At 39.4% G+C, this 14716-nt stretch carries 17 protein-coding genes; 3 read left to right on the top strand and 14 right to left on the bottom strand.

Annotated elements, in window-relative coordinates; translation table 11 throughout:
* Positions 1–1073, bottom strand: a 1073-nt coding sequence (locus tag VIH09_RS01675) for a 3-deoxy-D-manno-octulosonic acid transferase (protein WP_331577219.1), incomplete at its 3' end; no start/stop codon positions are given.
* A 217-nt stretch (positions 1074–1290) separates the two neighbouring features.
* Between VIH09_RS01675 and VIH09_RS01670 the strand changes: the two genes are divergently transcribed.
* Both VIH09_RS01670 and galE read left to right on the top strand, forming a co-directional pair.
* The gene (locus VIH09_RS01670) at positions 1291–2424 is read left to right on the top strand and encodes a DegT/DnrJ/EryC1/StrS family aminotransferase (protein ID WP_331577217.1); all 1134 of its coding nucleotides are present in this window, start codon (positions 1291–1293) and stop codon (positions 2422–2424) included.
* A gap of 69 nt (positions 2425–2493) precedes the next feature.
* Positions 2494–3507, top strand: coding sequence for a UDP-glucose 4-epimerase GalE (gene galE / locus VIH09_RS01665; protein WP_331577215.1), 1014 nt, complete (start codon positions 2494–2496; stop codon positions 3505–3507).
* Between the two features lie 43 nt (positions 3508–3550).
* Here the strand turns inward: galE and VIH09_RS01660 are convergent, their stop codons facing one another.
* The 9 genes from VIH09_RS01660 to VIH09_RS01620 form a co-directional block, all read right to left on the bottom strand.
* Positions 3551–3766 carry a hypothetical protein gene (locus tag VIH09_RS01660; RefSeq protein ID WP_331577212.1) on the bottom strand — a complete coding sequence of 72 codons (216 nt, stop codon included), beginning with the start codon at positions 3764–3766 and terminating at the stop codon, positions 3551–3553.
* Positions 3767–3926: 160 nt separating this feature from the next.
* A complete protein-coding gene (gene fabD, locus VIH09_RS01655) occupies positions 3927–4802 on the bottom strand; it encodes an ACP S-malonyltransferase (RefSeq protein WP_331577210.1) in 876 nt (291 codons plus the stop codon).
* Positions 4803–5046: 244 nt separating this feature from the next.
* Positions 5047–5574 carry an NAD(P)H-dependent oxidoreductase gene (locus tag VIH09_RS01650; RefSeq protein WP_331577208.1) on the bottom strand — a complete coding sequence of 176 codons (528 nt, stop codon included), beginning with the start codon at positions 5572–5574 and terminating at the stop codon, positions 5047–5049.
* Between the two features lie 2 nt (positions 5575–5576).
* Positions 5577–5801, bottom strand: coding sequence for a (4Fe-4S)-binding protein (locus VIH09_RS01645; protein WP_331577206.1), 225 nt, complete (start codon positions 5799–5801; stop codon positions 5577–5579).
* Between the two features lie 78 nt (positions 5802–5879).
* A complete protein-coding gene (locus VIH09_RS01640; RefSeq protein WP_331577204.1) occupies positions 5880–6164 on the bottom strand; it encodes a GNAT family N-acetyltransferase in 285 nt (94 codons plus the stop codon).
* A 10-nt stretch (positions 6165–6174) separates the two neighbouring features.
* Positions 6175–6891 carry a pirin family protein gene (locus tag VIH09_RS01635; RefSeq protein WP_331577202.1) on the bottom strand — a complete coding sequence of 239 codons (717 nt, stop codon included), beginning with the start codon at positions 6889–6891 and terminating at the stop codon, positions 6175–6177.
* A 185-nt stretch (positions 6892–7076) separates the two neighbouring features.
* Complete coding sequence (locus VIH09_RS01630) at positions 7077–7652, bottom strand: Crp/Fnr family transcriptional regulator (protein ID WP_331577200.1); 576 nt, start codon at positions 7650–7652, stop codon at positions 7077–7079.
* Positions 7652–7984, bottom strand: a complete 333-nt coding sequence (locus VIH09_RS01625; protein WP_331577198.1) for a DUF6370 family protein — start codon at positions 7982–7984, stop codon at positions 7652–7654. The genes VIH09_RS01630 and VIH09_RS01625 overlap by 1 nt, the downstream gene beginning before the upstream one ends.
* A 99-nt stretch (positions 7985–8083) precedes the next feature.
* The gene (locus VIH09_RS01620) at positions 8084–8446 is read right to left on the bottom strand and encodes a DUF983 domain-containing protein (RefSeq protein ID WP_331577196.1); all 363 of its coding nucleotides are present in this window, start codon (positions 8444–8446) and stop codon (positions 8084–8086) included.
* Between the two features lie 90 nt (positions 8447–8536).
* Between VIH09_RS01620 and VIH09_RS01615 the strand changes: the two genes are divergently transcribed.
* The gene (locus VIH09_RS01615) at positions 8537–9400 is read left to right on the top strand and encodes a helix-turn-helix transcriptional regulator (protein ID WP_331577194.1); all 864 of its coding nucleotides are present in this window, start codon (positions 8537–8539) and stop codon (positions 9398–9400) included.
* On the opposite strand, the gene purT is transcribed toward VIH09_RS01615, so the two are convergent.
* The 4 genes from purT to VIH09_RS01595 all read right to left on the bottom strand — a co-directional run.
* Positions 9401–10561, bottom strand: a complete 1161-nt coding sequence (purT, locus tag VIH09_RS01610) for a formate-dependent phosphoribosylglycinamide formyltransferase (protein ID WP_331577192.1) — start codon at positions 10559–10561, stop codon at positions 9401–9403. It abuts the gene before it with no gap.
* 193 nt (positions 10562–10754) lie between these two features.
* Positions 10755–12623, bottom strand: coding sequence for a U32 family peptidase (locus VIH09_RS01605; protein WP_331577190.1), 1869 nt, complete (start codon positions 12621–12623; stop codon positions 10755–10757).
* Between the two features lie 454 nt (positions 12624–13077).
* A complete protein-coding gene (locus tag VIH09_RS01600; protein ID WP_331577188.1) occupies positions 13078–14265 on the bottom strand; it encodes a pyridoxal phosphate-dependent aminotransferase in 1188 nt (395 codons plus the stop codon).
* 123 nt (positions 14266–14388) lie between these two features.
* On the bottom strand, positions 14389–14716 hold a 328-nt coding region (locus VIH09_RS01595), incomplete at its 5' end, for a fatty acid desaturase family protein (protein WP_331577186.1).

Raw genomic sequence — 14716 nt, 5'->3', positions numbered from 1 at the left:
CCCATGTTTACCAAAGCGGTCGCTTCGGCAAAATGGGAATAATTCGGGCCTATTACTATCGGTACGCCAAAAGTGGCGGGTTCGAGCAAGTTATGCACACCGGGATTTCCGAAGCCTCCGCCCACAAATGCGATGTCAGCGTAGCTGTAAATTTTCGTAAGAATGCCTACGGTGTCGATTATGAAAACATCAAAATCAGAGAGGTTTTTGCCTTCCATTTCTGAGAATAACACCGTTTTTTTAGTGATTCCGTCTTTTAGCAGTTCTATTTGATTCTCTTTTATGTTGTGGGGTGCAATGATGAATTTGACATTAAATTCGTTTTTGTTGATGAAATCGAGCAATAGCGCTTCGTCTTTTGGCCAGGAACTACCAACAACAATCGTCAGTGTGTCATTTTTGAACTGGGAAATATATTCCAAAGAATTGTCTTTTTCCAGAATTGTAGCCACCCTATCAAAACGAGTGTCGCCTGAAATGGCTACATTGGTTTTTCCTAACTGCTGTAATAATTTTTTTGAGCTTTCATTTTGCACGAAAAAATAGCTAAAACCGTCTAGCGCTTTCCTGTAAAATCCGCCGTACGATTTAAAGAACATTTGGTCTTTTCTGAAAATACCGGAAATCAAATAGGTTGGCGTTTTTCGGACTTTAAGTTCGTTAAGGTAATTCAACCAATATTCATATTTTATAAAAAAGGCCATTTCCGGGTGAACGATTCTCAGGAATTCGCGCGCATTCCTCCTAGTGTCAAGCGGCAGGTAAACGGTGGCATCTGCGACGAAATTGTTTTTGCGGACTTCGTAACCTGAAGGCGAGAAAAAAGTGATTACAATTTTGTGTGAGGGATATTCTATTTTTATTTTTTCAATGACAGGCAAACCCTGCTCGTATTCGCCAAGAGATGCCGCATGGAACCAGATTGTCTTATCCGTTGCTTTAATTTTCTGATCCAAAGTGGCAAAAACGTTTTTCCGGCCTTCAACAAAAAGATTAATCTTTGAATTAAATAAAGAGATGAATTTTAGGAGTGAACCCGTAATTTGTATTACGATGTTATAAAAGAAAAGCATAGCTGGATTTTTATTTTGCTAAAATACAGTTTCTTTTGTTTATCGTTTAAATCTTCGTGCTTAAATTCATATTTTTGCAGTTACGAATGTTAACAAAGGCTCAAATGATTACTTCTATTTAAAATGGCGCTGGAGCTCAAATGCAGATTTGGTTTAACCAATTTCGTGTTTTTGTACCTTTTAGAGCTTTGGGGTTAATGGTTTAAATAAAATATAAATGAAAAAAATCCAAATGGTTGACCTAAAAGGTCAATACGATAAAATTGCAACTACTGTAAACGATTCTATTCAAGAAGTCCTAGATACAAATACTTACATCAACGGTCCTCAAGTTCATCAATTTCAGAAATCACTGGAGGAATATCTCGACGTAAAACATGTTATCCCTTGTGCAAATGGGACTGACGCTTTGCAAATTGCCATGATGGGGCTGGGTTTAAAACCGGGTGATGAGGTTATCACTGCCGATTTTACTTTTGCCGCCACGGTAGAAGTGATCGCTTTGTTGCAGCTTACTCCCGTATTGGTAGATGTTGATATGCATAACATGAACATTTCTATCGAAGGAATTAAACGTGCGATCACTCCGAAAACAAAAGCGATTGTTCCCGTGCATTTGTTTGGACGTGCCGCCAATATGGAAGCTGTTATGGCTGTCGCCAAAGAACACAATTTATTTGTAATTGAGGATAACGCGCAAGCCATCGGTGCCAATTGTAAATTTTCGGACGGCTCCAAAAAGAAAGCGGGCACTATAGGTCACGTGGGGTCGACGTCCTTTTTTCCTTCCAAAAATTTGGGGTGCTATGGCGACGGTGGAGCAATTTTCACCAATGACGATGCCTTGGCACATACCCTTCGCGGAATTGTAAATCATGGAATGTACGAGCGTTACCATCATGATGTGGTGGGAGTGAATTCCCGTTTGGACAGTATTCAAGCGGCGGTTTTGAACGCCAAGTTGCCATTGTTAGATCAGTACAACACGGCCCGACAAGATGCGGCTAGAAAATATAGCCTAGCTTTCGAAGGGAACAAACATATTGTTGCGCCGAGTATTTGCGATATTTGTGATTGCCATGTTTTTCATCAGTATACATTGCGAATTATTGATGCCGATAGGGACGCTTTGATGCAACATTTATTGGATAAAGGCATTCCATGCGCTATTTATTACCCAATTCCATTGCATTTGCAGAAAGCATATGAAGATTCTCGTTACAAGGAAGAAGATTTCCCCGTGACAAATCAGTTGGTAAAAGAAGTGATTTCATTGCCCATGCATACGGAGTTAGATGAGGAACAAATCAAATTTATCACTGACAGCGTTTTGGAATTTTTAAACAAATAATTTTCGATTGGCCGTTTATCTAATCGATAGCTAGGCTGATTGCTTAACAATAAAAAAAAGCAACATAAAATGAAAATACTAGTTACGGGAGGTTTAGGTTTTATAGGGTCGCATACTGTTGTCGAACTGCAAAACGTAGGTTTTGAGGTGATAATCGTAGATAACCTTTCTAACACTTCATTGGCTGTGTTGGATGGAATTTCAAATATCACGGGAAAAATTCCGGCTTTCGAAAAGTTAGATTTGCGCGAAAAAGACAAAGTGCAAGAGTTTTTCAAAAGGCACATTGACATAACAGGCGTTATTCATTTTGCGGCTTCAAAAGCGGTGGGTGAAAGTGTAGACGACCCGCTACTGTATTATGAAAACAACATCAATACTTTGGTTTACATTTTACAAGAATTGAAGCAAAAACCAGAATCCAGCCTAATTTTTAGTTCTTCTTGTACCGTTTATGGTCAGGCAGAAAAAATGCCCATTACAGAAGACGCCTCCATTCAACCGGCGATGTCGCCTTACGGGAACACGAAACAAATAGGCGAGGAAATCATCACCGATGTAGCTAAAGTCACCAATATCAATGCCATTTTGTTGCGTTATTTTAATCCAATCGGTTCCCATCCTTCAGCCGAGATTGGCGAATTGCCTATTGGCATTCCCCAAAATTTAGTTCCTTTCATTACCCAAACCGGTTTTGGTTTGCGTAAAGAACTGTCCGTTTATGGGGACGATTACCCTACCGCCGATGGTACAGCGGTGCGAGATTACATTCACGTCGTGGATCTGGCGAAAGCGCATGTAATCGCTTTGCAACGACTGCTGAACAAAAAGAATGTTGCTAAAGTGGAAACCTACAATCTGGGAACGGGAACCGGAAGTACCGTACTGGAAGTGATCAAGGCATTCGAAAAGGTAAGCGGTCAGAAATTGCCATACAAAATAGTGGGCCGTAGAGAGGGAGATATTACCTCGGCTTATGCCAATACGGACAAAGCAAATAACACCCTTGGTTGGAAAGCCCAATCGTCTCTGGAAGAATCCATGGCTAGCGCATGGAAATGGGAACAGAAAGTGAGAAGTTAATTGTAAAATGATAAAGGCTGCCAATTGGCAGCCTTTTTTTGATCTATTTGTGGTCGTCTTTGACGTCTTTGGCAGCTTCTTCAACCTTGGCGGCTCCAGATTCAATAGCTCTGTCAACTCGAGCTTTGGTGGTGTCTGCAGCATCCGACATTTCGTCTCCCACTGCTTCAGTTGCTTCACCCACTTTGTCTTGTGTTTTTTCTTTACAAGAGGTCATTAATGCCAAGACAAGGGCTAAACTTAAAAGTACTTTTTTCATTTTTTTAATATTTTGATAATTAATAATTTAAAGAATATGAATGCTAAATGTACAACTTTTTACCTAAAAGCGGAATTTAGGAAACTAAAACATAAAAACCATTTTTTTGGGGCGATTCATAAAGAAAGGCGATTCTGTTCAGAATTAATGAACTTTATGTTTATGCGTTAGCTGTTGCCGCCTCTTTATCAATTTTCCCTATCAAACCAGCCAAAACTTTTCCGGGACCTACTTCAGTAAACAAAGTAGCGCCGTCTGCGATCATTTGTTGCACAGACTGCGTCCATTTTACGGGAGCGGTCAACTGTATGATTAGGTTTTTCTTGATTTCATTTGGGTCAGAGACGGCTGTTGCCGTTACGTTTTGATATACGGGGCAAATAGGGGTAGAGAAAGTAGTCGCCTCAATGGCTGCTGCCAGTTCTTCCCTTGCCGGTTCCATCATTGGCGAGTGAAATGCACCGCCTACAGGCAATAATAAAGCCCGTTTTGCTCCGGCTTCTTTCATTGCAATACAGGCTTTCTCAACTGCTGATGTTTCTCCCGAAATCACCAATTGTCCCGGGCAGTTATAGTTTGCCGCCACGACAACGCCGTCGATTGAAGCGCAAACTTCTTCGACAATATTGTCCGCAAGACCTAAAACGGCCGCCATAGTCGAAGGCTTCATTTCGCAGGCTTTTTGCATCGCTAACGCTCTTTTTGAAACCAATTTCAATCCGTCTTCAAAGGACAAAGTGCCATTCGCTACCAAGGCTGAAAATTCTCCTAGAGAATGACCCGCTACCATTTCCGGTTTGAAATCGTCGCCCAAGGTTTTTGCCAAAATAACCGAGTGCAAGAATACAGCCGGTTGGGTAACTTTGGTTTCTTTCAATTCTTCGGCGGTACCTTCAAACATAATGTCTGTAATGCGGAAACCTAATATTTCATTTGCTTTTTCGAATAGGTTTTTGGCTAATGCCGACTTTTCATATAAGTCTTTGCCCATCCCCGTGAATTGAGCTCCTTGACCTGGAAAAACGTATGCTTTCATAAAAATTTGTTTAAAGTTTAAGGTTTCAAGCTTCTCAAATTGATAAGGTAAAACCGCCTGCAAAAATAGTACTTTTTTTAGGAGCACCAACAATAGTTGTCCTTGTAACACTTCTTCTGTTGCATTTCCACAGGAATTTTGGATAAAAAAGATAAGATTTTAACAAATAAAAAAAGCGTTGCTTACCACAACGCTTCTGCAATAAAATTGCAACTTCTTTCAAGGATGTTAAATTTAGGTCAAATTACAACGTAATTGACTTTATGATTTGTAACAACTGATCGTTTAAATCCTCGTTAGTGATTCCCTCTTCTTCGTCAAAATTGTCATTGAAACTCGGCAAAGAAAAGCTTCCTTTCACCACCGCGCCTTGAAAAGGGAAACGATTTTTCGCTATTTCCAAAACGGCGCTTCCGCCTCTGGGTCCAGGCGATGTGGCCATTATCAGCGTTTGTTTTTCTTGAAAGGTTTTTGAATGTATCCTCGAAGTCCAATCGAAAATGTTTTTGAAAGCTGTCGAGTAAGCTCCGTTGTGTTCCGCAAAAGAGATCACAAGCAGGTCGGCACTTCCTAGTTTATTGTAAAAATTTTGTGCCAGTTGCGGAATTCCGCTTTCTGTTTCTTTGTCCGTGGAAAATATCGGCATTTCATAATCATTCAAATCTAAAACTTCGACCGATGCGTTTTCAAATTGTCCGGCAGCATAAATAGCCAATTGTTTATTTATGGAATTTTTGCTTGATGAAGCGCCAAAGGCGATAATTTTTTTCATTGTTATTTGTTTTTGTAATAGGTTAATGCTCCCGAAGGGCATTTATTCACGGTGTCGATTATTTTCTCCGTCGAAGAGCCTTCGATCTTTATCCAAGGCTTTTCTTTAGGTTGAAATACTTCCGGGTTATTTCGAACGCAGTTGCCGGAATGAATGCACTTCCCGGACTGCCATACCACGGTAACTTCACCATTGGTATATTCCTTTTTGATGTCTTTCGGATCCATAATTATAAGTTGGTTTTATCGGTTATTTTTCCTTTTAATTCCCGCGGCTGATGTGTTTTAGCTGTCACTTTCTCGCTACTATAACACGTCTCTAAATTCAGGTGTTTTGTCAAAAACACTTTTGGCAAATGGGCAGAGCGGCAAAATCGATATTCCTTTTTGACGTGCAAACTCCACTGCTTTTTCGGTCATTTTCTTGCCAAAACCTTTGCCGTTATTGCCGGGGCTTACTTCAGTGTGGTCAATGATGATTTGGTGCTCACCAGCAAAGACAAAAGTCATTTTTGCTTGAACCTTGCCGTCAATTTCGATATAGAAAAAGCCCTTTTTTTCACCGTATTCTAATGCTATGATTTCAGACATATTCAGTTTATTAGTGTTGCATAGGGATTTCCATCAATAAGAACTCAGCATGTGTAATTGCCTCAATATCGAAGGAATTTACATTCCAGATCCCAAAACCATCACGAGTTTCCAATTCTTGCCCATCGATGGTGATTTTTCCGGATAGAACGAAAACATAAACGCCATTGCCTTCTTTTTTCAAACTGTAGGTTGCTGTAACCCCTTTGTCAAATTTACCCAAATGAAACCAAGCATCCTGGTGGATCCACACGCCTGCATCTTCTGCATTTGGAGAAAGAATTTGTTGCAATTTATTTTTTCTATCTTCAGGATTTAATGTGATTTGCTGGTAACGAGGCTCCACATTTTGTTGATTTGGGTACACCCAAATCTGTAACAATTTAGTTCTTTGGTCTGCGTTTGGGTTAAACTCACTGTGTTTTACCCCAGTTCCCGCACTCATAACTTGGACATCGCCACTTTTGATGGTTTCGGTGTTTCCCATACTGTCTTTGTGTGCCAAATCGCCTTCTAAAGGAATCGTTATGATTTCCATATTGTCGTGCGGGTGTGTCCCGAAACCCATTCCGGCAGCGATAGTGTCGTCATTCAAAACACGAAGCGCTCCAAACTGAACTCTTTCCGGATTGTACCAACTTGCGAAACTAAAACTGTGATAAGCATTCAACCAGCCGTGGTCTGCGTGTCCTCTTGTATCTGCTTTATGTAATACTGTATTTTTCATGATGTATAAATTTAGTGATTTTTTATACTACAAATTTACAAACATTGTAGAGTGATAGTACTTAACCTAGATTAAGAAAAATTGTGGTGAGTGTTCAGGAAAACATTGTGCAGAAAATCAGTGCTTAGTAAAAGGTTTTTAGCATTGACTGATCATAAAAAAGACTGACCACTGACCACTAATTGCTACTTCCTCAGCAGTCTGGACTTCATTTTGCTAAAGAACTCTGGCGTAACGCCAATGTAAGAAGCGATTTGTTTTTGGGGTATCTTTTGAATTAAAGCAGGATATTTTAGGCAAAATTTTTCAAAACGCTCTTCGGCGGACAAACTCAAATTATCCATCAGGCGCTCTTGATTGGCAACCAAAGAATTCTCGGTTAGAATGCGAAAAAAGCGTTCCAGTTTTGGGATTTCCGCGTACAACAGTTCTTGGTTTTCTTTCGAAAGCATAACAACTTCAGCATCTTCCAGAACTTCAATGAATAGATTCCCGGGTTTTTGGGAAATTAAGCTGTACATGTCGCCAATCCAATAGCCTTCGCAGGCAAAATTCAAAACATGTTCCACAATGTTATCATTGATGTTGAAACTCCTCAAGATTCCGGAATTCACAAAATAGGAATGTTTACAAATTTGGCCCGAATTCAATAAAATGCTTTTGGCTTTAAATTGATGGACCTCGATTTTTGACAAAAAATGCTGCTGCTCTTCGGGAGAGAGGGTTATGTGCTTCGCAATATTTTGAAGAATCAATGGCATTATTTATGGTCTTTACGCTCTTCGGGAAGTAATTTAAAAGAAGAAGCTATAAAACGGTTGTTTTTTAGCGTGCCAACAACTTCAGCCTTTCTGATTGCTGCGCAAAAACCGCCGTCGGCATGTGCATCACCATGGGAATCGATTGCGGTTCCATCGACAAAATAGGGTTTTCCATCAATGCGAACGGCCAATTCGCAACCGTGCCCTTCCATGCCAAACTGACATTGCCCGCAGGAGGCTTCTACAATTTGTGTTTTTGACGGCTCTTTCTTTCCCTGTGCGGTTAAAGAAACTCCTACAAACAATAATAGACTTAAGAATATATTTTTCATGTCTTAAAATTTACTCTTACGAAAGTAGTTATTTTAATTATGAAACAATAGCCATGAATCCAAGTATTAGCCTCTTGGAATTGTAAAATAATTCGAGGTCTAAATCGAATAGTTTTTAAACATGTAAATCCACAGTAGTCTGGAAAAACGAATGTTGAAAGAAGCCATGGCAACAATCACAAAAGCGATAATCGGAATGATTCTTAAATCGAATGTTTCAGAAAAGAAAAACTGGGATATGACATAGGTGGCTATTGACTGGGCTACTGTCAATCCGTAATTCACATACATGGCACCAAAAAAGTAACCAGGTTCTTTTTCGAATTTAAAGTGACAGTGCGAACAGCTCTTATTCATTTTTGGAAATCCAATATTGAAGAAAATGTTTTTTTCGTTAAAAATTTTGCCTTCATGACAATTAGGGCATTCATTTTTCAGGATGTGAACAAGTGTATTTGCCATTTTTATTTTTTTCAAAGGTATTTGTTATTCCTCTCGGATATGTTTTCTATATTCGCTACTTATAGCACAATAAAGACATTAAAAGGATTTATGAAAAAGTATCCCATATATACGATCCAGAGATTTAATTGCAATTCGGTCAACAGCGATTTTTATATTAATACGTTTAAAAATCATTTGCTGACGCATAGTTTTGTTGAAGAACCCCATCGGCATGACTTTTACGTATTGGCCTTTTTCACGGCGGGTTCAGGAACTCATGAGGTCGATTTCGATAAATTTATTGTGCAGGGTGGCAGCATTTTTGTTTTGCAACCGGGGCAAATGCACCATTGGAGTTTATCTGAAGATATAGAAGGATACGTCGTGTTTTATTCGAAGGAAATGTACAACCTCTATTTTGGACAAAAAGGCATCGACAGTTTTCCGTTTTATTTTTCTGTAAATGCCAAATCCGAAATTTTATTGACGGATCAAGAATCAGTCGCCCTACAGCCTTTGTTTAAAATGATGTTGACAGAAAGTCTGGATAACAAAATATGGAAGCAAGACAAAATATTGAATTTACTCGATATTATTCATATTGACTTGGCAAGAAAATACAGCGAAACGTTTGTTATTGAGACACATTCTTACAATAGCAAAGTGAAACAGTTTGGACAACTTTTAGAGACCAATTTCACGCATCAAAAAGCGGCTTCCTTTTATGCTGATGCGCTTAATATTTCATTGAAGCATCTCAATAGAATTTGTAATGAAATGCTTAAAAAGACAACGACTCAGGTCATCACAGATAGAATAATTCTCGAGGCAAAACGAATGCTAATGAATAAGGACTTCACGATAAACGAGGTCGCAACAAGATTAGGCTATGATGATTACTCTTATTTCGTTCGATTATTTAAGAAAACAACGACTATGACGCCCAAGGCGTTTCGGCTTTCTAAAAAATAGCTAGTAATGAATGGTCACCAACTCGGCCGCTTGCTTGGCACGCTCCACAATTTCTTCAATTGGGGTTTCCAGCGTGTCATTGACTAAAGCCACGCCCATTCTTCTGTAAGGTCTAGAAGTTGGTTTGCCAAAAATCCTAAAATCGGTTTTGGGTAAAGCAGCAATTTTTTCTATTCCAGAGAATGTTGGTTTTGCACTGTTTTCAGATGCTAAAATTACCGCGCTTGCTCCCGCCTTTTCAAGAGTGATTCCGGCGATAGGCAGACTTAGTATGGCGCGTAAATGCAATTCGAATTCATTGAAATTCTGTGTTCCTGCTAAAGTCACCATTCCAGTGTCGTGTGGGCGAGGGGAAAGTTCCGAGAAATAAACACCATCATCAGCCAAGAAAAATTCTACTCCAAAAAGTCCGGCGCCGCCCAAAGCTTCTGTTACTTTTTCGGCCATATCTTGGGCTTCGAATAAGTCTTTGTCAGAGATTCTGGCGGGTTGCCAGCTTTCCTGATAATCACCACGTTCTTGGCGATGGCCAATGGGCGCGCAAAATAAGGTTGGATTGTTGTTTTGGGTAACGGTTAATAAAGTAATCTCAGAGTTGAATTTTACAAAAGCCTCAACAATTACTTCCACGACATCACCACGAGAACCTTCTACTGCATAATTCCATGCTTTCTCAATATCAACTTCTGTTTTTATTGTAGATTGTCCTTTTCCTGAGGAAGACATCAATGGTTTTACTACACAAGGCATTCCTACTGCTTCAACTCCTTTTTGCAATTCTTCAGCTGTTGTGGCATAACGGTAGTTGGCTGTTTTTAATCCCAATTCTGTGGCAGCCAGATCACGAATGGCTTTGCGATTCATGGTGAAATTGGCCGCTTTCGCCGACGGAACCACCGTAATTCCTTGCTTTTCGTAATCATAAAAACGCTCAGTGCGAATGGCTTCTATTTCGGGCACAATAAAATCAGGGTTGTGTTTGGCTACGATGCGATCCAATTCTGCTCCATCAAGCATATTGATAACTTCAAAACCATGGGCTACTTGCATAGCAGGAGCATTTTCGTAACTGTCAACAGCGATAACGGTTTGCCCGATGCGTTGTGCAGCGATTACAAATTCTTTTCCTAATTCACCTGAACCTAGCAATAGTATTTTCATGTTTTTTGAAGTCTTAATTGGAACGTAAAAATACTGAATTGCTTTTTTCTGACCGCAAATTACTAATTCAATTTGCGGAGAAAAGCGGATAATTAACAATAAAATTTTAAAAATAGAAAACGATTAAGAAATAAAGTTTCATTTAGCTAACTGAAACTTTATTTCTTAATGGTTGATAAACAGCATTGTTATCTTAGTGAATGTGGTCTTCTTCGATTTCAAATTCGGCGTCTTTTTCCCAAATTTCCATTTCACAAGGTTTGCAATTGAATTTCAGTTTGTACTCCAGTTCGCCTTGTTTCAATACCAACGGTTCTTTTAGTTTTTGATCCATGTTTTCACGATGGTATTTTGGACATCTTTCCAATTCGTATTTGATACAATATTTAGTTGTCATTACCCGAGATTTCCCTGGTTCCCATTGCAGTTCAAATGCTTGTTCGATTTCAGTAACGCCATGACGTTCGTAGAATTTACGTGCCATTTTATTGGATACATTATACATGAAATCCAATTTGGTTTCCGGATAAGGATGCGATGTTTTTACCATTTGGTGTTCTTCACGATGGTAATTTGCTAGACGTATTTCAGATAATTGTTCGTAAACTGTTCTACGCATTTCGTTTACTTTCGAGATAGGTAAAAACCAGTTTTGAGTAAACATAACATTTATTTCATCGGCGGTGTAAGGAGTGAACCCTGTTTTGGCCAATTGAGTTTTGATGTTTTCTTCTATCGAAAGGTTGTTTTTGGTTTGTTCTTTGGCGTGTTCTAATTTTACTGTACTTACATAGCCATCTTCATCAGTAGCGATTAGTTCAAATCCGGTTTCGTTTTCAGTCAATAATAACGTAGTACCTATTTTTCGAACTGCACTATCCTCACGCTCCACAATCTTAATGAATGCAGCGTCATTGTTACGATAGATAAAAGTTCCTGGGGCTAATTCTTTCAGAACATTCGGGTATGCCAAGCCGTTTTCGACTTTGTTGACATAAATTCCGTCCGCTTCATTGTTTTCATTGATGTAGCAAAGACCATCACCGTTATTCAACATTTCTCCGTTTTCTATTTCGTAAGCATTGGCTGTAGTTTTTATGAGTTTACCAATGTATTGCCCTTTTGATTTTGGACTTTCCCAAGAACCAATAGCACTGTGGCGTTCGTTTACAAAATAGTCAGTATAACCACGGTTGAAACTTTTGTTCAAAGCAGAGTCAAAAGTAAAAGTACATTTTCCCGATGATGCTTTGGTATATTTGTCGCTTCCTTCTAAAAAGCTGTCTAGTTTTTGTCTCAGGTAAGAAACATTGTTTTTTACATAGACAATGTCTTTTAGGCGACCTTCGATTTTAAAGGAAATCACACCCGCTTCAACAAGATTTGGTATTTGGTCTGAAACGTCAAAATCTTTGATGGAAAGCAAGTGGCTATTCTTTATTAAAGTTTCACCATGACCGTCGATTAAGTTGTACGGTAAACGGCAGTTTTGCGCACAAGAACCGCGGTTTGCAGAGCGTTCGCCATTGGCTACACTCATATAGCAATTTCCGCTAAAAGAAACACATAAAGCGCCTGTCACGAAAAACTCCAGTTCCACATCTGCAGTGTCGTTGATTTCTTTGATTTGATGCAGATTCAATTCACGGGCCAAAACGACACGTTTCATTCCTGCTTCTTTCAAGAATTTTATTTTTTCGGCATCACGGTTGTTGGCTTGTGTGCTGGCGTGCAAAACGATAGGAGGTAGGTCCATTTCCATAATGGCCATATCCTGAACGATTAGTGCATCGACACCTATTTTGTATAGCGCCCAAATCATTTGGCGACAGGTTTCTAATTCGTTATCGTACAAAATTGTATTCATAACGACAAAAACTTGCGCGTGATATAGGTGTGCATATTTAACGAGTGCGGCAATATCTTCGATGGAATTGGTTGCATTAGATCGTGCGCCAAATCTTGGTGCGCCAATATAAACCGCATCAGCGCCACTATTTATGGCTGCCATTCCATGAATTAAATCTTTGGCAGGAGCCAGTATTTCTATTTTCTTTTGCATCTTGAGATGATCGTAATTTGTTTATTTCTAAAACTTTAGGGTTTTTGGCTTTCGCCTGAAAAAGTGTGCAAAGTTCCTATAAATTTTCTAAGATTTCTAATTCAAAGAGGAATTTTTTGGAAATAATTGCGGTGGAAGATAAATGGCAACAAAAACACTTGAAAAAAAACTGGTTTGTGTCGAAAAGTCAGGAGACATTTGGATAGTAAATGCATTTTTAGCAGCAGAATAAGTTTAAGGATTCGGGTTAGAATATAGAGTACTGTGGCAGGTCTGCGTGAGGGAGTGCAGCGGGAATCCTTTATATTTTTTCTCTAAAAATATAAAGATTGTAGCGAAAAGCCCGACCCGCTTTTTCAGGCGGGACACGCCCAAAAAAAATACCTCAAGAAATTTCCTGAGGCATTTATATGTTTTAAGTCGAATTTGTGACTTTGAACTTTAAGACTTTCAACTAGAGTGCCAAAGCGTCTTTAATTCTTTTTAAAGCCTCTTTTAAAATCTCGTCGCTAGTTGCATAAGAAAAACGGATACAGTCTGGGTTTCCGAATGCATCACCTGTTACCGTTGCCACATTAGCTTCGGCCAAAAGATACATTGATAAATCCATTGCGTTCTTGATTTCTGTTCCTCTTAATGTTTTTCCGAAGAAAGAAGAAACGTCAGGGAATACATAAAATGCTCCTTCTGGAACGTTGATTTTTACTCCTGGTATATCTTTTAATAACCCCACAACTAAGTCTCTGCGGCTATGGAATGCGTCAACCATGTGTTTTAAGACACTCGGGTCCGCATCCACGGCAGTAATGGTGGCGCGTTGTGCAATACTGTTAGCGCCGGAAGTTACTTGGCCTTGAATTTTTGTGCATGCTTTAGCGATGAATTCAGGTGCTCCTATGTAACCAATTCTCCATCCTGTCATAGCAAATGCTTTGGCAACTCCATTAACTGTTATGGTTCTTTCTAGCATTCCCGGGATCGATGCGATGCTGCAAAAGTTTCCTGAGAAATTGATGTGCTCGTAGATTTCATCGGCAACAACGTAAACGTTTGGATATTTTTCCAACACTTTCGCTAATGCAGTCAATTCTTCACGGTTGTAAACAGATCCGCTTGGGTTACATGGCGTGCTGAACCACATCATTTTTGTTTTTGGTGTGATAGCCGCTTCCAATTGTTCCGGTGTGATTTTGAAATCACTTTCTATAGAAGTGGGAACTTCTACGGGAACTCCGCCTGATAATTTTACGATTTCGAAATAAGAAACCCAGTAAGGTGCCGGTAAAATTACCTCGTCACCGTCATTTAGCATTACTTGTGCGATATTGTACAAAGATTGTTTTGCTCCTGTTGAAACCACGATTTGCGATGGCTTGTATTCTAGATCATTGTCTCTTTTGAATTTTCGGCAAATGGCTTCTTTCAAGTCAGCATATCCTTCCACTGGAGAATAGGTGCTATAGTTTTCGTCAATCGCCTTTTTTGCGGCTTCTTTGATGAAATCGGGTGTATTAAAATCAGGTTCCCCTAAGCTTAAGCTGATGATATCTTTTCCTTGTGCTTTTAATTCTCTAGCCAAAGCAGCCATTGCTAATGTTTGTGAAGTCGCTAGATTGTTAATTCTGTCTGAAAGTGGATTCATTAATGTGTTGTTGGATTCCCTTAATTCTTATCTGAAAATCAAGGCAGGTTAATTAATAGTTTTTAGTTTTATTTTCACTGTAGGGAAGCGCTGCAGTGCATCTCCACTACTATTTATCTACAATTACGTAAGTTCCGGTTTCATTCCCAATTCTTTCAAATGTTTGAAATGGGCGATAACTGCGCTTCGCATCGTTTTGTATTCGTAATACGGCAAATTGCATTCTTGCGCTGTTTCCTTTACGATTTTTGCGATTTTTCCGTAATGCACATGGCTGATATTTGGGAAAATATGGTGCTCGATTTGGTGGTTTAGGCCGCCCGTATACCAGTTAACAATTGCGTTTTTTGGCGCGAAATTGGTCGTCGTGAACAATTGGTGAATTGCCCAAGTGTTGTCCATTTGGCCCAATTCATCTGGGGTAGGATTGGTCGTTTCTTCCACTACGTGC

Source organism: Flavobacterium sp., assembly GCF_036515215.1.
Classification (GTDB): domain Bacteria; phylum Bacteroidota; class Bacteroidia; order Flavobacteriales; family Flavobacteriaceae; genus Flavobacterium.
Note: the sequence above shows the minus strand (reverse complement) of the source record. Positions and strands in the feature narration are given on the sequence as shown.

What these genes read in the sequence shown, in the direction of transcription:
- VIH09_RS01670 (WP_331577217.1), top strand. Translation starts at nt 1,291, where the DNA reads ATGAAAAAAATCCAAATGGTTGACCTAAAAGGTCAATACGATAAAATT.
- galE (WP_331577215.1), top strand. Translation starts at nt 2,494, where the DNA reads ATGAAAATACTAGTTACGGGAGGTTTAGGTTTTATAGGGTCGCATACT.
- VIH09_RS01660 (WP_331577212.1), bottom strand. Translation starts at nt 3,766, where the DNA reads ATGAAAAAAGTACTTTTAAGTTTAGCCCTTGTCTTGGCATTAATGACC.
- fabD (WP_331577210.1), bottom strand. Translation starts at nt 4,802, where the DNA reads ATGAAAGCATACGTTTTTCCAGGTCAAGGAGCTCAATTCACGGGGATG.
- VIH09_RS01650 (WP_331577208.1), bottom strand. Translation starts at nt 5,574, where the DNA reads ATGAAAAAAATTATCGCCTTTGGCGCTTCATCAAGCAAAAATTCCATA.
- VIH09_RS01645 (WP_331577206.1), bottom strand. Translation starts at nt 5,801, where the DNA reads ATGGATCCGAAAGACATCAAAAAGGAATATACCAATGGTGAAGTTACC.
- VIH09_RS01640 (WP_331577204.1), bottom strand. Translation starts at nt 6,164, where the DNA reads ATGTCTGAAATCATAGCATTAGAATACGGTGAAAAAAAGGGCTTTTTC.
- VIH09_RS01635 (WP_331577202.1), bottom strand. Translation starts at nt 6,891, where the DNA reads ATGAAAAATACAGTATTACATAAAGCAGATACAAGAGGACACGCAGAC.
- VIH09_RS01630 (WP_331577200.1), bottom strand. Translation starts at nt 7,652, where the DNA reads ATGCCATTGATTCTTCAAAATATTGCGAAGCACATAACCCTCTCTCCC.
- VIH09_RS01625 (WP_331577198.1), bottom strand. Translation starts at nt 7,984, where the DNA reads ATGAAAAATATATTCTTAAGTCTATTATTGTTTGTAGGAGTTTCTTTA.
- VIH09_RS01620 (WP_331577196.1), bottom strand. Translation starts at nt 8,446, where the DNA reads ATGGCAAATACACTTGTTCACATCCTGAAAAATGAATGCCCTAATTGT.
- VIH09_RS01615 (WP_331577194.1), top strand. Translation starts at nt 8,537, where the DNA reads ATGAAAAAGTATCCCATATATACGATCCAGAGATTTAATTGCAATTCG.
- purT (WP_331577192.1), bottom strand. Translation starts at nt 10,561, where the DNA reads ATGAAAATACTATTGCTAGGTTCAGGTGAATTAGGAAAAGAATTTGTA.
- VIH09_RS01605 (WP_331577190.1), bottom strand. Translation starts at nt 12,623, where the DNA reads ATGCAAAAGAAAATAGAAATACTGGCTCCTGCCAAAGATTTAATTCAT.
- VIH09_RS01600 (WP_331577188.1), bottom strand. Translation starts at nt 14,265, where the DNA reads ATGAATCCACTTTCAGACAGAATTAACAATCTAGCGACTTCACAAACA.